Annotated in this window: 18 protein-coding genes; 8 read left to right on the top strand and 10 right to left on the bottom strand. The window is 69.4% G+C overall.

Annotation, left to right across the window (positions count from 1 at the left end; all coding sequences use genetic code 11):
• Nucleotides 1-90 precede the first annotated feature (90 nt).
• From ABOD76_RS15435 to ABOD76_RS15455, 5 genes are all read left to right on the top strand, one after another.
• Nucleotides 91-471 (top strand): cupredoxin domain-containing protein, encoded by a 381-nt coding sequence (locus tag ABOD76_RS15435; protein WP_350242848.1) that lies wholly within the window; start codon nt 91-93, stop codon nt 469-471.
• A gap of 99 nt (nt 472-570) precedes the next feature.
• Nucleotides 571-1,575, top strand: coding sequence for an MDR family oxidoreductase (locus tag ABOD76_RS15440; protein WP_350242849.1), 1,005 nt, complete (start codon nt 571-573; stop codon nt 1,573-1,575).
• A gap of 60 nt (nt 1,576-1,635) precedes the next feature.
• Nucleotides 1,636-1,959: an ATP-dependent Clp protease adapter ClpS gene (gene clpS / locus ABOD76_RS15445; RefSeq protein ID WP_350242850.1), complete on the top strand. Its 324-nt coding sequence runs from the start codon at nt 1,636-1,638 to the stop codon at nt 1,957-1,959.
• Complete coding sequence (locus ABOD76_RS15450) at nt 1,956-4,178, top strand: AAA family ATPase (RefSeq protein WP_350242851.1); 2,223 nt, start codon at nt 1,956-1,958, stop codon at nt 4,176-4,178. Before clpS ends, ABOD76_RS15450 begins: the two co-directional genes overlap by 4 nt.
• 164 nt (nt 4,179-4,342) lie before the next feature.
• Complete coding sequence (locus ABOD76_RS15455) at nt 4,343-4,897, top strand: GNAT family N-acetyltransferase (protein ID WP_350242852.1); 555 nt, start codon at nt 4,343-4,345, stop codon at nt 4,895-4,897.
• A 47-nt stretch (nt 4,898-4,944) separates the two neighbouring features.
• Here ABOD76_RS15455 and ABOD76_RS15460 read toward each other — a convergent pair whose 3' ends face one another.
• From ABOD76_RS15460 to ABOD76_RS15480, 5 genes are all read right to left on the bottom strand, one after another.
• Nucleotides 4,945-6,813 (bottom strand): amylo-alpha-1,6-glucosidase, encoded by a 1,869-nt coding sequence (locus ABOD76_RS15460; RefSeq protein ID WP_350242853.1) that lies wholly within the window; start codon nt 6,811-6,813, stop codon nt 4,945-4,947.
• 33 nt (nt 6,814-6,846) lie between these two features.
• Nucleotides 6,847-8,382 carry a carbohydrate ABC transporter permease gene (locus ABOD76_RS15465; RefSeq protein ID WP_350242854.1) on the bottom strand — a complete coding sequence of 512 codons (1,536 nt, stop codon included), beginning with the start codon at nt 8,380-8,382 and terminating at the stop codon, nt 6,847-6,849.
• Between the two features lie 34 nt (nt 8,383-8,416).
• The gene (locus tag ABOD76_RS15470) at nt 8,417-9,517 is read right to left on the bottom strand and encodes a carbohydrate ABC transporter permease (protein WP_350242855.1); all 1,101 of its coding nucleotides are present in this window, start codon (nt 9,515-9,517) and stop codon (nt 8,417-8,419) included.
• A gap of 126 nt (nt 9,518-9,643) precedes the next feature.
• A complete protein-coding gene (locus ABOD76_RS15475) occupies nt 9,644-10,873 on the bottom strand; it encodes an ABC transporter substrate-binding protein (RefSeq protein WP_350242856.1) in 1,230 nt (409 codons plus the stop codon).
• A 40-nt stretch (nt 10,874-10,913) separates the two neighbouring features.
• Nucleotides 10,914-11,873: a LacI family DNA-binding transcriptional regulator gene (locus tag ABOD76_RS15480; RefSeq protein WP_350242857.1), complete on the bottom strand. Its 960-nt coding sequence runs from the start codon at nt 11,871-11,873 to the stop codon at nt 10,914-10,916.
• 248 nt (nt 11,874-12,121) lie between these two features.
• Between ABOD76_RS15480 and mgrA the strand changes: the two genes are divergently transcribed.
• Both mgrA and ABOD76_RS15490 read left to right on the top strand, forming a co-directional pair.
• Complete coding sequence (gene mgrA / locus ABOD76_RS15485; protein WP_350242858.1) at nt 12,122-13,129, top strand: L-glyceraldehyde 3-phosphate reductase; 1,008 nt, start codon at nt 12,122-12,124, stop codon at nt 13,127-13,129.
• Between the two features lie 90 nt (nt 13,130-13,219).
• Nucleotides 13,220-14,047, top strand: a complete 828-nt coding sequence (locus ABOD76_RS15490; protein WP_350242859.1) for an HpcH/HpaI aldolase/citrate lyase family protein — start codon at nt 13,220-13,222, stop codon at nt 14,045-14,047.
• Here ABOD76_RS15490 and ABOD76_RS15495 read toward each other — a convergent pair.
• The 4 genes from ABOD76_RS15495 to treZ all read right to left on the bottom strand — a co-directional run bounded on the left by ABOD76_RS15495 (nt 14,038) and on the right by treZ (nt 20,073).
• The gene (locus ABOD76_RS15495; protein ID WP_350242860.1) at nt 14,038-14,652 is read right to left on the bottom strand and encodes a histidine phosphatase family protein; all 615 of its coding nucleotides are present in this window, start codon (nt 14,650-14,652) and stop codon (nt 14,038-14,040) included. The two genes, ABOD76_RS15490 and ABOD76_RS15495, sit on opposite strands and share 10 nt — an antisense overlap.
• A 61-nt stretch (nt 14,653-14,713) precedes the next feature.
• The gene (locus tag ABOD76_RS15500) at nt 14,714-15,409 is read right to left on the bottom strand and encodes a Bax inhibitor-1/YccA family protein (protein ID WP_350242861.1); all 696 of its coding nucleotides are present in this window, start codon (nt 15,407-15,409) and stop codon (nt 14,714-14,716) included.
• Between the two features lie 60 nt (nt 15,410-15,469).
• Nucleotides 15,470-18,313 carry a malto-oligosyltrehalose synthase gene (gene treY / locus ABOD76_RS15505; RefSeq protein WP_350242862.1) on the bottom strand — a complete coding sequence of 948 codons (2,844 nt, stop codon included), beginning with the start codon at nt 18,311-18,313 and terminating at the stop codon, nt 15,470-15,472.
• Complete coding sequence (treZ, locus tag ABOD76_RS15510) at nt 18,310-20,073, bottom strand: malto-oligosyltrehalose trehalohydrolase (RefSeq protein ID WP_350242863.1); 1,764 nt, start codon at nt 20,071-20,073, stop codon at nt 18,310-18,312. Before treZ ends, treY begins: the two co-directional genes overlap by 4 nt.
• A gap of 173 nt (nt 20,074-20,246) precedes the next feature.
• On the opposite strand from treZ, the gene ABOD76_RS15515 reads away from it, so the two are divergent.
• Complete coding sequence (locus tag ABOD76_RS15515) at nt 20,247-20,771, top strand: dihydrofolate reductase family protein (RefSeq protein ID WP_350242864.1); 525 nt, start codon at nt 20,247-20,249, stop codon at nt 20,769-20,771.
• Between the two features lie 80 nt (nt 20,772-20,851).
• On the opposite strand, the gene ABOD76_RS15520 is transcribed toward ABOD76_RS15515, so the two are convergent.
• A complete protein-coding gene (locus ABOD76_RS15520; protein ID WP_350242865.1) occupies nt 20,852-22,474 on the bottom strand; it encodes a CTP synthase in 1,623 nt (540 codons plus the stop codon).
• Nucleotides 22,475-22,516: the final 42 nt, after the last annotated feature.

A 22,516-nucleotide genomic window follows, 5' to 3' on the forward strand; every position in this document is an offset into this window, starting at 1 on the left:
CGGACCCTGGACCGTACCCCCGACCGGGGGCGATGCTTAGGCTACATTCATGGACTTCGGAGGGTATCCGGCACCATACAGGGAGGTTCTATGAACGGAATGCTGAAAGGTCTGATGGCGGCGGCGGCTCTGACGGTGCTGGCTCCAGCGGCGCTGATGCAGGCGGCCAGCGCGCCGCAGACGGTGGTTGTCAAGCTCAGCGAGTGGTCGCTGGGGGCCAAGACCATCACGGTCAAGGGCACCATGGCGCGCTTTGAGGTGGAGAACGACGGCCAGTACCCCCATGACTTCCGGATCCAGGCGATGATCGGCGACAAGATGGTCGAGCTGGCCACGCCGGTGCTCAAGAAGGGCGAGAAGGCCGTGCTGATCGCCTCGCTGCCCGCCGGCACCTACAACGCCTACTGCGACCTGCCCACCCACGCCGACAAGGGCATGAAGGCCAACCTGACCTTCGAAGCCGCCAAGTAAACTGATGGTCACCCGGCCCGGAGGCACCTCGCCTCCGGGTCCTTGTCGTGGCCTTGAGCTGCCCCGCGCCCGGCGCGGCGGGTGTGCCACACTGCGGCCATGACCCTTTCATCCCCCCAGCAGGTGCGCGCCCTGATGCTGACCCAGGCCGAGGACAAGACGGTGACGGCCACCCTCCGCGACGACCTGACGGTGCAGGACCTCCCGGACGGCGACGTGCTGGTGCAGGTCGAGGCCTCCAGCCTGAACTACAAGGACGGGCTGGCGGTGCTGGGCCGCCCGGGTGTGGTGCGCCGCTATCCGATGGTGCCGGGCATCGATCTGGCCGGCACGGTGGTGGAGTCCAGCGACGCGCGCTACGCGCCCGGCGACCCGGTGCTGCTGACCGGCTGGGGCATCGGGGAGCAGTTCTGGGGCGGCTACGCCACCCATGCCCGCGTGCAGGCCGACTGGCTGACCTGCCGCCCGGAGGGCCTGAGTGCCCAGGACGCCATGGCCATCGGCACCGCCGGCTTCACGGCCATGATGAGCGTGATGGCGCTGGAAGACCACGGCCTGACCCCGGAGCAGGGGGAGGTGGTGGTCACGGGCGCGTCCGGAGGCGTGGGCAGCGTGGCGGTGGCGCTGCTCTCGGCGCTCGGCTACCGGGTGGTCGCGTCCACCGGGCGGCCCCAGGAGGCCGGCTACCTGCAGGGGCTGGGGGCCGCCCAGATCATCGGGCGCGAGGAACTGAGCAGCCTGAAGCGGCCGCTGGAAAAAGAACGCTTTGCCGGGGCTGTGGACGCGGTGGGCGGCGAGACCCTGGCCGGCGTGCTGAGCTGCCTGAAACGCGGCGGCGCGGCGGCCGCCTGCGGGTTGGCCGGGGGCAGCGGGCTGCCCACCACCGTGTTGCCATTCATCCTGCGCGGGGTGGCGCTGCTGGGCATCGACAGCGTGATGTGCCCGCCCGAGCGGCGGGAACGGGCGTGGCAGCGGCTGAGCCGGGAACTGCCCGGCACGCTCTACAGCGAGGGCGTCACGGTGCAGCCGCTCGCAGAGGTGCAGCGGCTGGCCGAGCAGATTCTGGCCGGGCAGATCCGGGGCCGCACCGTCATCGTGCCCTGAGCGACCCGGCACCGTTCGTCAGCTCCCAAACCCGCCGCGCACAGGCGCTAGCATGCGCTCATGACCAGGCGAGAGTCCCAGGATGGTGGCCAGACGCAGACGCTGGATCAGACCCAGCTCACGCGGCCCCGGCTGTTCCGGGTGCTGCTGCTCAACGACGACTACACCCCGATGGAGTTCGTGGTGATGGTGCTGACGCGCTACTTCCGCAAGTCGCTGGCCGACGCCGAGACCATCATGCTGAACGTGCACCAGCGCGGTTCCGGGCTGGCCGGGGTCTACACCCGTGAGGTGGCCGAGACCAAGGCGGCCCAGGTGACGGCCCACGCGCGCCAGGAGGGCCATCCGCTGGCGCTGAGCCTGGAACCGGAGGCCGCGTCATGATCAGTGAACAGCTGCAGGACGCCATTCAACGGGCAGTGGACGACGCCTCCGGGCGCGGGCACGAGTACGTGACGCTGGAGCACCTGCTGCTGGCGCTCACCGAGGAGCCCAGCGCGCGGGAGCTGCTGCTGGCCTGCGGCGTCAGCCTGGAGCGGCTGCGCGGCGACCTGGAACTGGCCCTGGCCGACTTCGAGGTGGTGGATGACGGCCCGGACCTGAGCCTGATGGTGCGGGCGGTGGTGCAGGAGGCGCTGGTGCAGCGCTACGCCTCCGGCAAGCCGGACGAGCCGGTGGACGGCGCGCGGGTGCTGGCCGAACTGCTGGAGCAGCCGGACAGCCAGGCACGCTACCTGCTGGAGCGCCAGGGCCTGACCCGGCTGGACGTGCTGAGCTACCTCAGCCACGGGCGCGCCCGGGTGGCGGGCCGCGAGGTGACGCGCCGCACCCGGGGTGTGGACGAGCAGGGGGCGGAGCCGGAAGCCGAGCCGCAGGACGATCCGCTGAAGGCCTACGCCGAGGACCTGACCGCCGGGGCCCGTGAGGGCCGCTACGACCCGCTGGTGGGCCGCGAGGCGGAGCTGACCCGCCTGACGCACATCCTGGCGAGGCGCACCAAGAACAACCCGGTGCTGGTGGGCGAGCCGGGGGTGGGCAAGACGGCGCTGGCCGAGGGGCTGGCCCAGCAGGTGGCGGGCGGCGACGTGCCGGCCTTCCTGAAGGGCGCGAGCGTGTATGCCCTGGACCTGGGCGCGCTGCTGGCCGGCACCCGCTACCGCGGCGACTTCGAGGCGCGGCTCAAGGCGGTGCTGTCGGCACTGGACGGCCAGAACGCCGTGCTGTTCATCGATGAGCTGCATACCCTGGTGGGCGCTGGGGCCACCGAGGGCGGCAGCATGGACGCCGCCAACCTGCTCAAGCCGGCGCTGGCGCGCGGGCGGCTGCGGGTGCTGGGCGCCACCACGCCGCAGGAACTGCGCCACCTGGAGCGTGACCGGGCGCTGTGGCGGCGCTTCGGGGTGGTGGAGGTGCCGGAACCGTCCGAGGCCGACGCGCTGGCGATCGTGAGGGGGCTGGCCTCGCGCTACGCCGAGCACCACCGGGTCCGGTACGACGAAGACGCGCTGGCCGCTGCCGTGGCCCTGAGCGTGCGGCACCTGCGCGACCGTTTCCTGCCGGACAAGGCCATTGATGTGCTGGACGAGGCGGGGGCCGCCTACAGCGCCGGGCGCTCAGGGGGCGGCCAGACCGTCACCGTGGCCGACATTGAGGCGACCGTGTCGCGGATGGCGCGGGTGCCGCTGGGAGCGGTCAAGGCCGAGGAGGTGCAGAGCCTCGCCACGCTGGAACACGACCTGAAGGGGCGGGTGTACGGCCAGGACGAGGCCGTGGAGACCATCGCCAGCGCGGTCAAGCTGGCCCGCGCCGGGCTGCGCGACCCGCAGCGACCGCAGGCCGCGTTCCTGCTGGCCGGGCCGACCGGCGTGGGCAAGACCGAGCTGAGCCGCGCGCTGGCCGAGCGGCTGGGGGTGGAGCTGTTGCGCTTCGACATGAGCGAGTACCAGGAGGCGCACACCGCCTCGCGCCTGATCGGGGCGCCGCCCGGCTACGTGGGCTTCGATCAGGGCGGCCTGCTCACCGACGGCATCAGCAAGCATCCGCACGCGGTGCTGCTGCTCGACGAGATCGAGAAGGCACATCCGGACGTGTACAACGTGTTCCTGCAGCTGATGGACCACGGCACTCTGACCGACCACACCGGCAAGAAAGTGGACGGACGCGGCCTGATCATCCTCTACACCACCAACGCCGGGGCTGCCGACGCCGCGCGGCCCGCCCTGGGCTTCGGGCGCAGCGGGCGCGAGGGCCAGATGCTGGAGGCGGTCACGCGCACCTTTACGCCGGAGTTCCGCAACCGGCTGGACGGCGTGCTGCTGTTCCGCCCACTGGCCCCGGAAGTGATGGCGCAGGTGGTGGACAAGTTCCTGGCGCAGCTCACGGCGCAGCTGCAGGAGCGTGCCGCCGCGCTGCAGGTCACGCCAGCAGCGCGCGCCCGGCTGGCCGAACTCGGCTACGACCCGGCGATGGGAGCGCGCCCACTGGCCCGCGTCATCGAGCGCGAGCTGAGCCGCCCGCTGGCTGATCTGCTGCTGTTCGGCCGGCTGCAGGGCGGGGGAGACGTGACGGTGGACCTGCAGGACGGTCAGTTCCGCTTCCTGTAACGAGGAGGGGCGGCCCGGAAGTGGGCCGCCTCTGTGTCTCCGTTCGGATGCATAGGCTTGACAACGCCTGTATTTGACGCTATATTTTTCTTATCAACGTCCGAAGAGGACGTCTTTTTTTTGCCCTGTTCACCGGCCACCCTGCGCTGTGGCAGCATGGGCGAATGATGCGCCTGCGCCCCCGCACCGTGACCGACCTCTCCGAACTGTGGCGCTGGGTGTATGACCTGCCGGACGCCGAGTGGAAACGCTGGGACGCGCCCTACCTGCATGAAGCCCGGGCCATTCCGCCACTAACCCTGGCCCGCTACCTCACGCAGGCCATGTCGGATCTGAGTTCCCCGCATCAGCAGATCATCGAGATTGATGGGGCGATGAGCGGCATCGTCACGCGGCGCTGGGACCCGCCCGAGGTGGGCGGCTGGCTGGAACTCGGCATCGTGATCTTCGATCCGGTGCACTGGGGCGGCGGGTACGGCACCACGGCGCTGCGCGAGTGGACCCGCCGCTCCCTGCAGGAAACCCCGGCCCACCTGCTGACGCTGACCACCTGGAGCGGCAACCAGCGCATGGTGCGGGCAGCCGAGCGGGTCGGGTACCGTGAGTGCGGCCGGGTCCCGGAGGCCCGGCTGTGGGAGGGCCAGCGCTATGACAGCGTGCAGCTGGCCCTGCTGCGGCGCGAGTGGATGGAGCGCGACAACAGCGCGGCACCCGGGTGATGGCCCGGGTGCCGCTGGGATTGGGAGGCCTGGAGGGTGCCGGGCGTCTATGAGCCCTGCTTGGACTCCACCCGTTCGGCCGGGCTGACCGGCTCGGCGATCAGGTGGGCCAGAGCCAGCGGAATGGCCGCGTCCCACCCCTGCGGGTGGCAGGCGGCCGGATACGGCACCGGCGGGCCGTCCTCGCGGGCGAACCCGGCGAACAGTTCCGGCAGCCGCGCGTCCGTCGCCCAGCGGGCCGCGTCATACAGGTCGCGGGCCACCCGCCGCGCCTCGGCCTCATAGCCGTAGCGCTCCATGCCCAGCGCGAACACCGCCGTGTCGTGCGGCCACACCGAGCCGTTGTGATAGCTGACCGGGTTGTAGCGCACCTCCCCGGTGCCGAGCGTCCGCAGGCCCCAGCCGCTGTACAGTTCCGAGCTCATGGCGGCCTTCACCACCGCGCCCGCGTACTCCGGGGCAAACAGGCCGGTCCAGAGCGTGTGGGCCGGGTTGCTGACCAGCACCTTCAACGGCCGTTTCTGGCCGTCCAGCGCGTGGGCGTAGTAGTTGCGCTCGGGCCACCAGAAGGTCTGCTGCACCCGTTCGCGCAGCGCCTGCGCCCGCTCGAAGTACCCGTTTGCCCGTTCCGGCTCACCCACCAGCCGCGACAGCTGCGCGCCGGCGAGGTAGGCGGCGTAGGCGTACCCCTGCACCTCGATTACGGCGATGCTGCCCTCGGCGTCCACCCCCTCGGCGCTGAAGGTGCTGTCGCCGCTGTCCTTCCATACCTGATTGCGGATGCCCTCCGCATGCGGCGTGTACTCGATCAGCAGGTCCTGGTCCGGGTCGCCGGGACCCATCATCCACTCCAGCGCGGCTTCCCAGTTGGGGCGCAGTTCGCGGGCCAGTTCCGGATACGAGCGGCTCAGTTCGCCCACCAGCCACACGAACAGCGGCGTGGCGTCGGCGGTGCCGTAGTACGGCCGGAACGCGGTCTGACCGGTGCGGGTCAGTTCACCGGTGCGCTCCTCGTGCAGGATCTTGCCCGGCTGCTCCAGGGTCGCGTCATCGAAGCGCTGGCCCTGATGGGCGGCCAGGTAGCGCGCCACGCCCAGCGCCACGTCCGGGCGGTGATGCTGCACCAGATGGGCGATGATCAGCGAGTCGCGGCCAAAGGGCGCCACGAACCACGGCAGGCCCGCCGCCGGAAAGGGGCCCTGCGGGGTATGGAACAGCAGGCTGCGCAGGTCCTGCAGGCTGCGCTCCAGCACATGCTGGTCGGCGGAATCCGGCAGCGTGAAGGGGGCTTCCCACTGACGGTAATCCTGCAGCAGCGCTGCCGGGTCCGGCAGGGGCGGAGCTTCCTGGCCGTTCAGCGCCTGAACCGTGACCGTCACGGTCAGGTCCTGGTCTACCGTCCAGTGCAGCGCCGAGCCGTCCCACTCGCCGGCGGGGCTGCTGGTCACCACCGTGCTGACCTGCAGGCCGTCGCCGGCGGTGTAGCGGAAGGCCACGCCGCCCGGCACCGCCTTGGCGGTCACCACCCGGCCCTCCAGCGGCTGCCAGCCGCGCACCTCGAACATGTCCACAAAGTCGGCGGCCAGTTCCAGGCTCAGCCGGTGCTGGCCCGGGGTGTAGATCCGGACCGTCACACGGTCCTGCAGGCCGCCCGCGCTGAGCGTCAGGTCCCGGGTGAGGCCGGTGTGCATGGTGTAGCCCAGGTTGGCGTTGCCGGCCTCCTCATGCATCCAGAACGGCGAGCGCAGGTGCTGCACCAGCGGTTGCGGGGCCTCGCCGTCCAACAGCCAGCGGTAGCGGGAGAGGTGGCGGGTGTCGCGGCGGTACAGGCCCGCCTCCCCGGAGGCGACCGTATACGCGGCGTCGCCCACCAGGTACAGCTCATTGTCTTTCAGGACGGTGCGTGTACTCAACATAGGAACTCCAGATAGAGGGGGCGCCGGGCCGGATCAGCCCTTGACGGCGCTGTCTGCACCGGTGCTGATAAAGTAGCGCTGAAACACCACGAACACGATGATGACCGGGATGGCGCTCAGCACGGCGCCCGAGAGGATCAGGCCGTAGTCGCCCTGGCCGCCGTAGGCCTGCCGGAAGTTGGACAGGCCCACCGTCAGCGTGAAGTTGGTGTTCTGGCGCAGCAGCACCACCGGCCAGAAGAAGTCGTTCCAGGCGCCCTGGAACTGGGTGATGGCCAGCGCGGTCAGCGCCGGTCCCGCCTGGGGCAGCATGACGCGCCAGAAGGTGGTGAAGGGCCCCGCGCCGTCGATGCTTGCCGATTCCTCCAGTTCCTTGGGCATGCCCTCGAAGAACTGCTTCATCAGGAACACGCCGCCCGCCGCCACCAGCCCGTTGAGCCACAGGCCCCAGATGTTCAGCAGGTGCAGGTCGCGCAGCAGCACGTAATTGCTGACCAGGTTCACCTGGCTGGGCACCATCTGCACGAACAGCACCCCCACCAGGAACAGCAGGTTGCGGCCGGGAAAGTTCAGCCGGGCCAGCGCGTAACCGGCCAGCGAGCAGAAGACGATGGCCGCCGCCACCCGCAGGAAGGCGTACAGGAACGAGTTGAACATCCACGACAGGAACAGGCTGCGGCCCGAGGTGGGGTCCATGGTTTCATCGAAGGCGCGGCGGTAGTTGTTGAAGGTGTAGCCCAGGAATCCGGGCGTGATGTTGCGGTAGGCGAAGCTGCGGTCAAAGTTCTGCCGGTCGCTGGCCGGGATGGTGCTGTCCACGATGCTCTGCCCGCGCTGCACGTCCACCTCCAGCGGGGTGCGCTGGAAGATCGGGCCGCGCAGGTAGTAGGCGTTGCCCGAGTGCACCAGTTCCACCACCTGATCCTGGTTCAGCTGGTACTGGACCGCCTGGGCCTCCGGCGTGTCGAGGGTGACGGGGACCGTGTTCCCGCCGGGCAGGATCGCCTGCAGGGTGCTGCTGGCCTGACCGAGTTTGGCGCGCACCAGTGCTCCGGTGCGCCGGGTCAGGGCCGGGTAGCTCACGGTGGTGCGGTACTGGCGCACGTCGCCCTGCTGCCCCACCTGAACGGTCGAGACGCGGGCGTAATCCTTGGCCTGCGCCTGCCGGGCGATGGCCACCAGGCTGTTCGGCTGGTACGGAAACAGCGCGATGCTCGGCGCGGCCTGCGGGGCCCCGGCGGGCGAACGCACCGAGACGTCGAAGGTCACCTGATGGTCCGGGCTCAGGCCACCGTTCCAGCCGTCGCCGCTGCCCTGCTGGCCCAGCCGGTAGGCGTTGCGGATCACCTGGGCGCTGAACTGCGGAATCAGCAGCCGGGGCGGGTACTCGTTGGGGTTGTCCTTGACGCTGCTCAGCAGGCCCATCAGGAAGGGGCCCAGGAACACCAGGCTCATCACCAGCATGAAGGCGTACAGCCAGCCGGCCCGGGACCAGCGGCGGCGCTGCAGCCAGCGCTCCTGGTCCGGGATGGCGGCCGTCGCCCGGGCCGGCAGAGACGGAACAGTCATCGGAACCCTCCTTGCAGGCAGGACAGCGGCCCCATCACTGGGCCTCCGCCGTGACGAAGAAGCGCCGCTGGATGAACACCATCAGCAGGATGATCAGCGCCAGGATGATGGCGGCGGCGGCGGCCATGTTGACCGGCGCAGCGCCGGACTTGAAGGTGTTGGCGTACACGTAGTACGCCAGGGTGATCAGGGTGTTCTGCGGCGCGGCGCTGCCGATCACCGCCACCTGATCGAACATCTGCATGGTGCCGATCAGGCTGACCGTCACCACAAAAAACGTGACCGGTCGCAGCATCGGGACCGTCACGTTCCTGAGTTTCTGGTAGGGCGTCGCGCCGTCGATGTCGGCGGCCTCGTACAGCGCCCCGGGGATGTTCTGCAGGCCCGCCAGGAAGAACAGCATCAGGGTCGGAATGGTGGTGAAGGTGTTCATGATGATGACCACCAGCAGCGGCATGCTCAGCACCTGCACCCCGCCGATGCTCAGCCAGCTGTCGGAGAAGTACTGGAAGTCAAACGGTTGCACCGCACGCGCCCCCACCACACCCAGCACGCTCAGCAGCGCGGTCAGGCCGGCCGCGATCAGGGCGCTCACGGCGGCCAGCGCGGGGTCAAACCAGCCGGCCGGCAGTCGCCGTGAGCGCTCGTACAGCACCTGGATGATCTGGGCCGCCACCAGGATGCCCAGGAACGAGAGGATGATCGGCAGATACGTCTGGAACTGCGTGATCAGGTAGTTGGCCACGCCCCGGCGCTGGAACAGCCACAGGAAGATCAGCGTGATGACCACCGACGAGGTGATGCTGGGCATGTACCACGCCGAACGGAAGAACGCCTGCCCCCGGATGCGGTTGTTGAGGGCGACGGCCATCAGCAGCGAGCCGATGGTCTGCAGGATCGTCACCGAGATGGAGAAGATCAGCGTGTTGGCCAGCGCCCGCCGGAACGACGGGTCGGCCAGCACGTCCACGTAGGGCCGCAGGCCGATCAGGTGCGGCGTGTTGAACAGGTTGAAGTCGGTGAACGAGTAGTACAGCGCACGCGCGAAGGCATAGAAGAAGAACACCAGCGTGCTGATCAGAAACGGAGCGAGAAACAGGTAGGCCGTGGCGGTTGCCTGAGCCTTCTTGTACATGACACCCTCCTGGGCGCAGACAGTGGAGCCGGGGGAGAGGCGCGGGGCCCGCGTTCCCCAGCGCCGGTCAGCGGCACGGGGGGCCGCGGCTGTGGCTGCCGACCCCCCGTGCGATGAGATGCCGGATCAGCGCTTCTGGAGGGTGTTCATGTCCGACTGGGCCTGCTTGAGCGCGTCCGCCGCACTCTTCTGCCCACTCAGCACGGCGGCCAGCGCCGTGTTGATCGGCTTGATCCAGTCCGGACCCTGCGGCCCGAAGGTGTATCCCTTGACGGTGCCGTCCGAGGCGCCCTGGAACACCGCCAGGCTGTTCTGCGCGCCGGGGTCGGTCTTCTTGAAGTAGGCGTTGGACTGCAGGGCGGTGCGGCTGGGAATGGCCAGGCCCTGCTCCAGCACGTACTGCTGCACCGGCGCGCTGGTCAGGATGTTCAGCACCTTGGCGGCAGCGGCCTTGTTCTTGGAGTCGCTGTTGATGGCCCAGCCGACCGTGTACAGGAAGTTGCCGCGCTTGCCGGTCTTGTCGGCCTTCGGAATCAGGGCGGTGCCGTACTTCAGGTTCGGCGCGTTGTCCTTCAGGAAGCCCACGATCCAGTTGCCCTCAATGGCCACCCCGACCTTGCCGGTGGCCAGGCAGCCGCCGGACCAGTCCTGCGACAGCTCACTGGGCTGTACGCCGACCTTGTTCTTGGCCAGCCCGGTGAAGTAGTTGAAGGCCGCCACGAAGGCCGGGTCCTGCAGGTTGGTCTTGCCCTTGCTGTCGAACTGGTTCCAGCCGTTGGCGAAGGCGAACTGCCCCATCCGCGCGAAGTCCGGGGCCAGGCAGATGCCGTAGTAGTCGTTGCCCAGCGCCTTCTTCAGGTTGGTGAGCTTGGTCTGCAGGCTGGTCCAGGTGTCGTTGTTGTTCGGGTACGCCACCTTGGCCTCATCGAAGAGGTCCTTGTTGTAGACCAGCGTCAGGGTGTTGAAGTCCTTGGCGATGGCGTAGACCTTGCCGTTGCGGGTGAAGGTGGTGTTCAGGCTCTTGAGGAACGGCGTGGTGGACACCAGGCCGTTGAGCGGCTGGATCTTGTTGGTGGCCACGTAGGTGTCGAGCGTCTCGGCCGGCAGGTAGAACACGTCACCGGCGTTGCCGGCGGCCAGCAGGGTGGTGAGGCTCTGGTTGTAGTCGCCCTGCAGCGGCTCGTACACCACGCTGATGTTGTCCTTGGCCAGCTGCGGCTTCACGAAGCGGTTGATCAGGTCGCCGACGATGGCCGGGTCCTGACCGGCGTAGCCGTTGATCTTGATGGTGGTCTGGGCCTGGGCGCCGGCGGCGATCAGGCTGAGGGCGAGCAGGGAAAGCGCAGTCCGTTTCATGAAAACCTCCGGGGGAGTACAAAGAGCACGAATATCAGGGTCAGCGGGGGGCGGGCGCCACGGTGGCGCCCGGCTGCAGCACCACCGGCACGTACTCGCCGCGGGGCGGCAGGCCCTCCAGGGCTTCCTGCACCAGCTTCAGGGCCACCTCGGCAATGCCGGCGATGTCCTGGGCTACCGTGCTGAGCGGAATGGGGAGCGGCAGTTCCGGCAGGCCGTCGAAGCCCACCACCGACACGTCCTGAGGCACTTCCAGCCCCAGGTCCGAGAGGGCGGCCACCACGCCCACCGCCAGCTCATCGCTGGCCGCGAAACAGCCGCTGAAGCGCAGGCCGTCCTCCCAGGCGCGGCGGACGGTGCGGTAGCCGTCCAGCACGGTGAACCCGCCGGGCAGCGTCTGCACGGTGGCTCCCACCTCCCGCGCCGCGTCCAGGAACCCGGCGTGCCGGTCGCGCGCCACCTGACTTTCACCGCTGCCCAGGAACAGCAGGTCACGGTGTCCCGCCTGCGTGAGCTGCCGGGTGGCCAGCGCCGCGCCGCCCCGGTCGTCCGGGGCCACCCAGCTGTGCTGCGGATGGTGGCCGATCAGCACCACCGGCACGCCCTGCTGCTCCAGGAACGGCAGCCGGCTGTCGTCGTCGCGGATGTGCATCAGCAGCACCGCTGAGGGCAGCCGGCCCACCGTGCCCAGGTCGCCGTGCAGGTCCAGCAGCTGAACGCCGGCCGGCGCGGTGTGCTGCTCCAGCGCCCGCCGGAACAGCACCTGATACGGGCTGAGAAGCGGGTCGCCGGAGAGGGTGGACAGGCCCAGCGTCTGCCCAGTCCGCCACGACAGGTGGCGGGCGGCCGGGTCCGGCACGTAGCCCATCTCGCTCATCAGCGCCTCGACGCGGGCGCGGGTGCGCTGGGCCACCGTGCTGTGCTGGTTGATCACCCGGCTCACGGTTCCCTTGCTCACGCCGGCGGCGCGGGCGATGTCATCGATGGTGGGCTTGGGCATGCGGACCTCGGTGGAGTTGGGCCTGATGTAGAGGGCGAGCTTCGATCATGTAACCGGTTACAATACGACGCCGGCGGCAGACCGGGGTCGGCTGCAGGATTGTAAGCGGTTACAAAGAAGATGACACGTCCAGTGAATGCTGTCAATTCTCCAGCGCAGCGCCGGACACAATCGCCCGGACTGGCGGCGCGTGGTACGGTGCCGAGCGAATGGCGGGCACACCGCCCGACGAAAGAAGGTCCGACCTCATGACCCAGCTGAACGCCTACCTGCCGGCCGCCGACCGCTACGACCACCTGCCGTACCGCCGCACCGGGCGGAGCGGCCTGAAACTGCCGGCCATCTCGCTGGGGCTGTGGCACAACTTCGGCGGCATTGACCGGCTGGAGAATGCCCGCGCCATGGTGCGCCGCGCCTTCGACCTGGGCATCACCCACTTCGATCTGGCCAACAACTACGGGCCGCCTCCCGGCAGCGCCGAGCAGACCTTCGGGCAGCTGCTGGCCCAGGACCTGCGCCCGTACCGCGACGAGCTGATCATCAGCAGCAAGGCCGGCTACACCATGTGGCCGGGGCCGTATGGCGACTGGGGGAGTCGCAAGTACCTGCACGCCAGCCTGGACCAGAGCCTGCAGCGCCTGGGCCTGGACTACGTGGACATCTTCTACCATCACCGCCCCGACCCGGAAACCCCGCTGGAGGAGACGATGATGGCCCTCAGCGACATCGTCCGCAGCGGACGGGCGCTGTACGTGGGCATCAGCAACTATCCGCCGGAGCTGACCCGCCGCGCCGCCGCGCTGCTGCGCGAACAGGGCACCCCCTGCCTGATTCACCAGCCGAAATACAGCATGTTCGAGCGCGGCGTGGAACAGGGCCTGCTGGAAGCGCTGCGCGACGAGGGCATGGGCAGCATCGTGTTCAGCCCGCTGGCCCAGGGCATGCTGACCGGCAAGTACCTGCACGGCATTCCCGAGGACTCGCGGGCGGCCGGCAAGGTGGGCTTCCTGCGCCCGGAACACCTCACCGACCAGCGGCTCTCCCAGATCGCCCGGCTGAACGAGGTGGCCCAGGCGCGCGGCCAGTCGCTGGCCCAGCTGGCGCTGGCCTGGGTGCTGCGGCACCCGGAGGTCACCTCGGCGCTGGTGGGGGCCAGCCGTCCGGAGCAGCTGAATGAACTGGTGGGGGCGCTTAACGGGGCACCGCTCAGCGAGGCCGAGCTGGACCGCATCGAAGCGGTGCTGCAGGGGGGCTGAGCCGATGCGGGTGACGCGGATGCTGCTGGCGCTGGTGCCGCTGCTGCTCGCCTCCAGTGCCGCGCGGCGCCGGGCTCCGGAGCGCCGCCGATGAGTTCCTGGCGCTCGGTGCTGTACGTGCCAGCCGACAAGCCCCGGGCGCTGGAGAAAGCTGCCGGGCTCGCGGCAGACGCGCTGGTGCTGGACCTGGAGGACGCGGTGGCGCCCGGCGCCAAGGCGGAGGCCCGGCAGGCGGCCGCCCGCTTCCTGGCGGACAGGCGCTTTCCCGGCCCGGTGCTGGTGCGCCTGAACACCCCGGAGACGCCGCACTTCCAGGCGGACCTGGAGATGGCGCTCACCGCGGCTCCGGCGGGGATCGTGCTGCCCAAGAGTGAGCAGGCGGCCGTGATCCGCGACCTGCACCTGGGCATCCCGCTCTGGCTGATGATCGAGACGCCGCTGGGGGTGCTGAACGCGCCGGAGCTGAGCCGGGTGCCGGGCGTGGCCGGACTGATGGCCGGCGCCAACGACCTGGCGCTGGGCCTGCGGGCACGTCCGGGCCGGGACCGGCAGCCGCTGTTATATGCACTCTCGGCGGTGGTGCTGGCCGCCCGGGCCCATGGCCTGCTGACGCTGGACGCGGTATGGAACGACTTAAAGGACCCTGAGGGCTTCCTGGTCAGCTGTGTGCAGGGCCGTGACCTGGGCTTCGATGGCCGAACCCTGATCCATCCATCCCAGCTTGAGGGGGCCAACCGGGTGTACGGCGTGAGCGACGAGGAGGCGCAGGCGGCCCGCGCGCTGCTGGAGCGCTGGGAGGCCGCCGCGGCCCAGGGCCAGGGCGTGGTCAGCCACCAGGGCCAGATGATCGAGGAACTGCATGCCCGGCAGGCGCGCGAGTTGCTGGAGCGCTGGCAGGTGGAGCAGCGTCAGATTTGAGGCACCGGCGCGGTGGCACGAAGCCGCACCGCGGTCCACCGGCCACCCTGCCCGCTCAGCTCTGACCACGCGGCGGCCGGATGATCGTAGGGGCCGCTGCCCCAGCACAGCGGGCCGCCCGCCCCCAGCAACTCGCTCAGCAGCACCCGGATCATCAGCCCGTGTGACACCACAACCGGGGTGCCGCCCTGGGCCAACGCCGCTTTCAGCGCGGCCTGACCACGCCGGGCCGCGGCCGCCTGATCCTCACCACCGGGAAAGCCGAACGACCCGTCCGGCCGGGTCAACAGGTGCCCGAGCGTCTGGAGATCGCTCTGGGGCCGCCCGGTCCAGTGGCCCGGGTCGAGCTCGTGCAGGCCGTCCAACACCTGCACCGGAACGTTCAGGGCATGCCCGATCAGCTGAGCGGTCTGCTGGGCCCGCAGATACGAACTGGCGTAGACGCGCGGCTCCGGAAGCTGGAGGGCGGCCAGCGCCTCTCCACAGGCGGCCGCCTGCCGGGCCCCCAGCGCGCTGAGGGGGTCCGGCAGGCTGTCCTGCCCCCGCAGCCGCTTGGGGCCAACACTCAGGGTTTCGCCGTGCCGGACCAGGATCAGCCGTTGCATGGGGTCACCATAAAGGAGGCGGGCCGGGAAGTACTCCCGGCCCGCCTGACCATTTGCTCGCTCAGTTGCGGCTGCTGCCACCCGCACCGAACAGGCGCAGCAGGAAGAGGAACATGTTGATGAAGTCCAGGTACAGCTGCAGGGCACCGAACACAGCGGTCTTCTCGGCCAGCTCGCCGTCCATGCCGGTCAGGGCAATCTGACGCAGCTTGTTGGTGTCGTAGGCGGTCAGCGCAGCAAACAGCAGCACGCCGATGCCGCTGATGACCAGACTCAGCGGGCCGCTCGCCACGAACAGGTTCACCAGCATGGCGATCACCAGTCCGATCAGCGCGAACATCAGGAAGTTGCCCCACGCCGACAGGTTGCGCTTGGTGAAGTAGCCGTAGGCGCTCATCACGCCGAAGGTGCCGGCGCTGCTCAGGAAGGCGGCCGTCACGTCGCTGCCGGTGTAGCGCTGCAGAATCAGGCTGAAGGTCAGGCCGGTCAGGGCCGCGTAGGCCATGAACAGCACGCCGGCCACCATGCTGCTGATGCGCTGGATGGCGAAGCTCAGGAACATCACCACGCCGAACTGGGCGATGAACAGCAGCAGGACGTTCTGCCCGGCCCACGCCAGGGTGTTCTCGTTGTGGCCGGTGAGGTAGGCGATGACGGCCGTCAGCACCAGCCCGGCGGTCATCCAGGAGTAGGTGCGGCCCATGAAGCTGCGAACGACAGATTCCGAACTGGCCCGCTGGGTCAGGTATGTGTTCATGTCTCAGGATACGCAGCCGGCATGAAGAAAGTTCCCGAACTGTATCCGGAACGGCTCCATTCAGTCTGAAGCTTCCCAGATCAGCAGCGCCAGCGGGAAGAACTCCAGCAGCTTGGCCAGGGCCAGCCGCTCACCGCGCACCGTGAAGCGCTCGCCGGTCAGCAGGTTGCGGTAGCGTCCGTTGCGAGGCAGCCGCAGGGTGCGCTGCCCCCACACCTCGCCCAGCGGCCACGGCTGCTGCTCACGGGTGAGGGTCAGGCTCAGGCGCGGAACGGCCACCACCGCCAGCCGGTCCTGATGCTCGCGGGCGAAGCTGAGCAGGTACTTGCCGGCCTTGAGCGGCACATAGCGCCCCTCGCTGAACAGCTCCGGCTCCTGCTGCCTCGCCTGCAGCGCTGCCCACACCACCAGCTGCTTCACGGCCCCGTCCTGGTACTGCTCCAGCAGTTCGGTGGCCAGCCGCAGCGGAGCGCTGGCGTGCCGCTTTTCCAGCCGCGCGAGCTGCCGCGACAGCAGGGCATAGTCCACCGGGCGGCGGTTGTCCGGGTCCACCAGCGACTGGTTCCAGCCCTCGGAGCCCTGGTAGGTGTCGGGGACGCCCGGCGCGGTCAGCCGCACCAGCGCCGCCGACAGGCCATTGAGCGCGCCGTAGGGCGAGATGCGGGCGTGCAGTTCCTCCAGGCCCTGCCGGAAGTCGCTGTTCTCCAGCAGGCCCCCGATCAGTCCGGTGAGCTGCCCCTCGTACTCCGCGTTCGGGTTGGCCCAGGTGGTGTGTAGCTTGGCCTCACGCGCCGACTTGATGGCGTACTCCTCCAGCCGCGCCTGAAAGCCCTCCAGGTTGCCGTCCAGCGGCCACGCGCCCAGCATCGTCTGGTACAGCGCGTAGGTGTCCTGATGGCCGGGCCAGTGCTGCGGGCCGCGCAGGCCCTGGACCGTCTGCTCGAAGGGCCGGCTCAGTCGGGACCACGCGCTGAGGTAGGCGGCCCACGTCTGCGGCAGCTCGCTCAGCACCGAGATGCGGGCGCGGGTGTCCTCGCCGCGCTTGGTGTCGTGGGTGCTGCCCGCCAGCATCGCGTGTGGCCAGTGGGCCGTCCGCTCCTGGGTCTGACGGTGGAAGCTGGCGGGCGGCGTGCCGAACAGGGCCGGATCGCTGCCCACCTCGTTCAGGCTCAGCAGCCGCACGTACCGGTAGAAGGCGGTGTCCTCGGCGCCCTTGGCCGTGACCGGCCCGGTGAGCTGCTGGAAGGTCATGGCGAAGTCGGTGTAGACCTGCCGCTGACGCTCGTCCTGCGCGTCCACTGTCAGCACCGCCTCCAGAAAATCGAAGACGCTGCCGTCCAGGTCGCGGTTGAGGGCCCGAGCGTCGCGGACCGCGTGCCGGATCTTGGCGTCGTCGCCCGGCTCCCTGGCCCCGCCCTGGCGCACATAGGTGCGGTACACCGGGAAGCAGGCGATCACCTCGCGCAGCGCGGTCCGCAGGGTGCTGAGCGTGAAGTCGCGCCAGCGCAGGTCGTGCTCGGCCAGCCGCTCCAGCCGCTCGGCCAGACCGTTCAGCTCGCTGGCCAGGCTGCTGCGCAGGATCAGTTCCTTGGTGTCGTGCAGCGTCTCGCCGTACGGGTCGGGGTCGCCGGTCACGCGGCGGTACAGCGCGCTCATCTCCTGGGCGTTGCCGTCGTCCACGAACACGCCGTTCAGCTGGGCCAGGAAGTCGTAGCCGGTGGTGCCGTGGATCGGCCAGCCGTCCGGCAGCGCCTCGCCCGGTTCCAGAATCTTCTCGGCCACCACGTACAGCGGCAGCGGGTCCGGCGAGCCGGGCGTCCACGTCACGCCCAGCGCGCGCGCCGCCCCCTCCTGCAGCGCCTGGAAGTACCCGGCCGGGTCGAACAGGCCGTCGGTGTGGTCCAGCCGGATGCCAGTCACCACGCCCTGCTGCACCAGCTCCAGCAGCAGGCGGTGGGCCCACTCGAAAACGCGCGGGTCCTCCATCCGCAGCGCGGCCAGCTCGTTGATGTCGAAGAAGCGGCGGTAGTTGATCTGCTCGGACGCCACCCGCCAGAAGGCCAAGCGGTAGTTCTGCTGCTGCACCAGATGGTCCAGCTGCTCCACGTTGCTGTTCAGCTCGCGCACTGCCACGTCCAGCGCGCGGGCAATGCTGGGGCTGGCCTGGGCGATGCCCTCCAGCCGCCGCTGGATCACGGCCGTCTCGCGGGCGCGGGAGGCGCGTTCGGCGGCGTCCGGCGAGGCGCTGGCGTTGGGCAGGTTGCCGGCCTGCAGCGACAGCGACGCGAGTTCGGCGCGCACGTCGCTCGCCTCCGACAGCTCGCACAGCTGTTCGGCCCGGTGCAGCAGCGGGGCCAGCGAGCGCGGCGACAGCGGGAACACCCGCTCGTAGTAATGCAGCCCGAAGCGTCCACCCTGGCGCTGCACTTTCAGTTCGTGGCGCTCCAGCACCCGGCCGTACTGGTCGCCCAGCACCGGCAGCAGCACCTTGCCCTCCAGCGAGCGCTTCAGCGGCCGCCAGTCAATGTCGAAGAAGTGGGCGTACCTTGAGGCCTGCCCGTGCTCCAGCACGTCCTCCCAGTAGGGGTTGTGACCGCCACCCACGCCCATGTGGTTCGGCACGAAGTCCACGATCACGCCCATGCCGCGCGCCCGGGCCGCCGCCGAGAGCCGCTCCAGCCCCTTGCGCCCGCCCAGCTCCGGGTTCACCTGGGCGTGGTCGGTCACGTCGTAGCCGTGGGTGCTGCCGGGCATGGCCGCCCAGATGGGCGACAGGTACAGGTCCGTGATCCCCAGCCGCTTCAGGTAGTCCAGCACCCGCTCGGCCCGCGCGAAGGTGAAGTCCTTGTGCAGCTGCAGCCGGTAGGTGGTGCCGGGCAGCCGGCCTGACGCGGAGCCGGTCATGCGTTCCCCCTCAGCACCGCGTGGTGCGTGTGCAGCAGCCCGTCCGGCGTGCCGCCCTCACTGTGCAGAATCACCCGGGGTGGCAGGGGAGACGGCAGCTTCAGGTCGTCCAGCGCCCTCGGCTCGCCCAGGTTCCACAGCAGCAGCCGCTCGCCCGCGTCGTCCTGGCGGCGCACCCACAGCACGTCGCCGTCATGGCCCGCCTCCAGCCGGTCACGCCGGGCGTCCATCAGCACCGAGTCGGAGCGGCGCAACTCCAGCAGCTCGCGGTACAGCGTCAGCGTTGCGGCGTGGTCTCCCTGCTCCTGCTCGTCCCAGCGCAGCTTGCTGTTCCGGAAGGTGGCCTCGTCCTGTGGGTCCGGCACCGAGTCGTCAAAGCCCTCGAAGTGCCCGAACTCCTGCCGCCGCCCCTCGGATACCAGTGCCCCCAGCTCTCCGTGATGGTCGGTGAAGAACTGGAACGGCGTGCTGGCCGCCCACTCCTGGCCCTGGAACAGCAACGGCGTCATCGGCAGGAACAGCAGCAGCATGCTGGCCGCCCGGTACGCCTGCGGGGTCACCTGCGGGTGGTGCGACAGCCGGTCACCTTTGGGCCGGTTGCCGATCTGGTCGTGGTTCTGGATGAAGTACACGAAGCTGGACGCCTCCAGGGCATCGGCCGGTTTGCCGCGCGGCTCGTCGCGCAGCGGCCAGTTCTGGCCCTCATACACCCAGCCGCGCTGCAACACGTGGGCCAGCGCCGCCGCGCCGCGCTCGAACGGGCCATAGTACCCGTCGGTCTCGCCGGTCAGCGTCACCCGCACCGTGTGGTGGAAGTCGTCCACCCAGATCGCGTCCAGATGCATCTCGGTGACCAGTTCCGGCAGGTTGCGGTAGTCCTCGGCCACCATCAGGTGATGGCCGCCCAGGGCATGGACCGCGTCGGCCAGCTCGCGCAGGATATGGCGCTCGCTGTCGTCCTGAATCTCCTGGGTGGCGTCCAGCCGCAGGCCATCGAAGCGGTACTCGGTGAGCCACATGCGGGCGTTCAGGGTGATCAGCCGCCGCATGTGCTCCTCGTGGTAGTCCAGGCCGTTGCCCCACGGGGTATGGAAGCGGTCGGTGAAGTACTCGGGGCTGTAGCGGGTCAGGTAGTTGCCGTCCGGCCCGAAGTGGTTGTACACCACGTCCAGAAACACCGCCAGACCCAGCCCGTGCGCGGCGTCCACAAAGGCTTTCAGGTCCTCCGGACGGCCGTACGGGGCGTAGGGGGCGAACAGCGCCACCCCGTCGTAGCCCCAGCCGCGCTCCCCGGGGAAGGCGGCCAGCGGCATCAGCTCCACCGCCGTCACCCCCAGTTCGCGCAGGTACGGCAGCTTCTGCAGCGCCGCCTCGTAGGTGCCCTCCGGGGTGAAGGTGCCCACGTGCAGCTCGTAGAACACACACTCCTGCAGGTCCAGTCCGCTCCAGCCCTCGTGCTGCCAGATGTAGCGCTCCGGGTCGATCACCTCGGCGTCGGCATGCACGCCCTCCGGCAGAAAGCGGGCGTAGGGGTCCGGGGTCTTCACGCCGTCCAGCACGAAGTGATACCGGGACCCGGCCGGAGCCTCCAGCAGCGTCTGGAAGCGGGAATCGCCCGGTGTCAGCGGCTCCAGCGGGTGCAGCTGACCGTTCAGGCAGACCGCCACCTCCCGGGCACGGGTGCTCCAGACCCGGAAGTAGGTGCCCTCCGGCGTCAGCTCGGCGCCCAGCAGTGGCGCGGTGTTCGTGTCGGTCGTCATGGTGGCCCCCTCTCAGCCTGCAACGGTACGCGTCCGCCGCTGTCATAGGGTGAGGACACCTAAACGTCACCGTGATGTCCGTCCGTGCCCGGCCACGCCGCAGGTCAGAGGCGCACGCTGCCCGGCTGGCGGCGGCACGGCGGACCCGCCTGCAGCCGCTGTAGAGTGTGGCTATGCAGGTCTCGGTGTTCCTGGCACTCAGCCTTGACGGCTACATTGCCCGCGAGGACGGCTCGCTCGACTGGCTGATGGAAGGGCCCCAGGACTCCCCGGACGACACGGGATACACCGGGCTGATGGCGGAGGTGGACGTGCTGGTGGTGGGCCGCACGACCTATGACACCGTGCTGGGCTTTCCTGAGTGGCCATACGCCGGGAAGCGGGTGGTGGTCCTGACACATCGCCCCGCCGAGCCGCGTGCAGGCGAGGCGTTCTTCGCTGGCGCGCTTCCGGACTTGCTGGCCCGCCTGAGGGCCGAGGGGCAGCGCCGGGTGTATCTCGACGGTGGAAACGCCGTGCGGCAGGGCCTCGCCGCCGGCCTCGTCACCGACCTGACCTTGTTCTGGGTGCCCCGGGTGCTGGGCTCAGGCATTCCGCTCTTTGGGTCCGGTCTGCCGGACATCCGTCTCACCCTGCTGGAGAGCACCGCCCTGCCCAGCGGCATTGTGCGGGCGCGGTACCGGCCGGAGCACGGCTGATTTCCTGGCCGGCGCGACGGCCTGTGCCCAAGGGAAGCGGGGACGGGAGCCATCAGCTCCCGTCCCCGCTTCCCTGGTCTTTACTGCTGCTGCTGGTCCAGCGCCGCGCGGATAAAACCGGCAAAGGGCGGGCTGGGCCGCATCGGGCGGCTCTTGAACTCCGGATGCGCCTGCATCGCCACGAAGAACGGATGGTCCTTCAGCTCGATGCTCTCCACCAGTCCGGCGCCGCGCCCGGCCATGCCTGGCGTCACGCCGCTGATGGTCAGGCCCGCCTGTTGCAGCTGCGGCACGTACTCCGGGTTGACCTCGTAGCGGTGGCGGTGGCGCTCCATCACGGAGCCGCCCTGCGGCACGCTGTACAGCTCGGCCATGCGGGTGCCGGCCTCCAGCTGCATCGGCCAGTCGCCCAGGCGCATGGTGCCGCCCATGCCGCCCACCTCCAGCTGCTCCGGCATCAGGTCGATGACCCGGTGCGGGGCGTACGGGTCGAACTCGGCGCTGTTGGCGGCCTCCAGGCCGACCACGTGCCGCGCGTACTCGATCACCGCGATCTGCATGCCCAGGCAGATGCCCAGGTACGGCACCCGGTTCAGGCGGGCGTACTCGGCGGCCCGGATCTTGCCCTCGATGCCGCGGATCCCGAACCCGCCCGGCACCAGAATGCCGTCCACGTCCTCGAAGTAGCGCTGCGGCTCGCCCTCCAGGTCCTCGGCGTTGACCCACTTGATGTTCACCCGGGCGTCGTTGGCGATGCCGGCGTGCGTCAGGCTCTCCAGCAGGCTCAGGTAGGCGTCCGGCATGGCGGTGTACTTGCCGGCCAGCGCGATGGTCACCTCGTGCTCCGGCTGCCGGATCACCCGCACCGCCTTCTGCCACACGCTGAGGTTCGGCAGTACCGGTTCCAGCTGCAGCAGTTCCTCCACCGCCTTGCCCAGTCCCTGCTCCTCCAGCGCGGTGGGCACCTCGTAGACGTGCGGCACGTCGTAGCTGGAGAACACCCGGTTGGACCGCACGCTGGTAAACAGCGCGATCTTCTTTGTGATGTCTTCCGGCAGCTTCTCCTTGCTGCGGACCATCACGATGTCCGGGCTGATGCCGTAGCTGCGCAGCGCCGCCACCGAGTGCTGGGTGGGTTTGGTCTTGAACTCGTTGCTGGTGCCCAGGTACGGCACCAGCGTCAGGTGCAGGTAGAGGGTGTTCTCCTCGCCCTCGTCGAAGCGGAACTGCCGGATGGCCTCCAGGAACGGCAGGCTCTCCATATCGCCCACCGTGCCGCCCACCTCCACGATCACGATCTCGGCCCCGGCCCGCTCGCCGGCCGTGCGGATGCGCCGCTTGATCTCGTCGGTGACGTGCGGAATCACCTGCACCGTCTGCGAGAGGTAGTCGCCGGCCCGCTCGCGCCGGATCACCTCCTGGTACACCTGACCGGTGGTCAGATTGCTGCCCTCCGGCACGTCCAGGTCCAGGAAGCGCTCGTAGTTGCCCAGGTCCAGGTCGGTTTCGGCGCCCGAGGCGGTCACGAACACCTCGCCGTGCTCGTAGGGCCGCATGGTGCCCGCGTCGATGTTGATGTAGGGGTCCACCTTGACCGCCGTGACCTTGTACCCGCGCGCCCGCAGCAACGCCCCGAGCGAGGCCGTGGCCACACCTTTCCCAAGGCTGCTGACCACGCCGCCCGTCACAAATATGTATTTCATTGAATCGTCCCTCCCAGGGATGTCTGCTGTTTCGGCCCAAAT

The organism is Deinococcus sonorensis KR-87, assembly GCF_040256395.1.
In the GTDB taxonomy this organism is placed as follows: domain Bacteria; phylum Deinococcota; class Deinococci; order Deinococcales; family Deinococcaceae; genus Deinococcus; species Deinococcus sonorensis.

Coding starts and splice junctions, on each gene's coding strand:
- ABOD76_RS15435 (WP_350242848.1), top strand. CDS start 91: ATGAACGGAATGCTGAAAGGTCTGATGGCGGCGGCGGCTCTGACGGTG.
- ABOD76_RS15440 (WP_350242849.1), top strand. CDS start 571: ATGACCCTTTCATCCCCCCAGCAGGTGCGCGCCCTGATGCTGACCCAG.
- clpS (WP_350242850.1), top strand. CDS start 1,636: ATGACCAGGCGAGAGTCCCAGGATGGTGGCCAGACGCAGACGCTGGAT.
- ABOD76_RS15450 (WP_350242851.1), top strand. CDS start 1,956: ATGATCAGTGAACAGCTGCAGGACGCCATTCAACGGGCAGTGGACGAC.
- ABOD76_RS15455 (WP_350242852.1), top strand. CDS start 4,343: ATGATGCGCCTGCGCCCCCGCACCGTGACCGACCTCTCCGAACTGTGG.
- ABOD76_RS15460 (WP_350242853.1), bottom strand. CDS start 6,813: ATGTTGAGTACACGCACCGTCCTGAAAGACAATGAGCTGTACCTGGTG.
- ABOD76_RS15465 (WP_350242854.1), bottom strand. CDS start 8,382: ATGACTGTTCCGTCTCTGCCGGCCCGGGCGACGGCCGCCATCCCGGAC.
- ABOD76_RS15470 (WP_350242855.1), bottom strand. CDS start 9,517: ATGTACAAGAAGGCTCAGGCAACCGCCACGGCCTACCTGTTTCTCGCT.
- ABOD76_RS15475 (WP_350242856.1), bottom strand. CDS start 10,873: ATGAAACGGACTGCGCTTTCCCTGCTCGCCCTCAGCCTGATCGCCGCC.
- ABOD76_RS15480 (WP_350242857.1), bottom strand. CDS start 11,873: ATGCCCAAGCCCACCATCGATGACATCGCCCGCGCCGCCGGCGTGAGC.
- mgrA (WP_350242858.1), top strand. CDS start 12,122: ATGACCCAGCTGAACGCCTACCTGCCGGCCGCCGACCGCTACGACCAC.
- ABOD76_RS15490 (WP_350242859.1), top strand. CDS start 13,220: ATGAGTTCCTGGCGCTCGGTGCTGTACGTGCCAGCCGACAAGCCCCGG.
- ABOD76_RS15495 (WP_350242860.1), bottom strand. CDS start 14,652: ATGCAACGGCTGATCCTGGTCCGGCACGGCGAAACCCTGAGTGTTGGC.
- ABOD76_RS15500 (WP_350242861.1), bottom strand. CDS start 15,409: ATGAACACATACCTGACCCAGCGGGCCAGTTCGGAATCTGTCGTTCGC.
- treY (WP_350242862.1), bottom strand. CDS start 18,313: ATGACCGGCTCCGCGTCAGGCCGGCTGCCCGGCACCACCTACCGGCTG.
- treZ (WP_350242863.1), bottom strand. CDS start 20,073: ATGACGACCGACACGAACACCGCGCCACTGCTGGGCGCCGAGCTGACG.
- ABOD76_RS15515 (WP_350242864.1), top strand. CDS start 20,247: ATGCAGGTCTCGGTGTTCCTGGCACTCAGCCTTGACGGCTACATTGCC.
- ABOD76_RS15520 (WP_350242865.1), bottom strand. CDS start 22,474: ATGAAATACATATTTGTGACGGGCGGCGTGGTCAGCAGCCTTGGGAAA.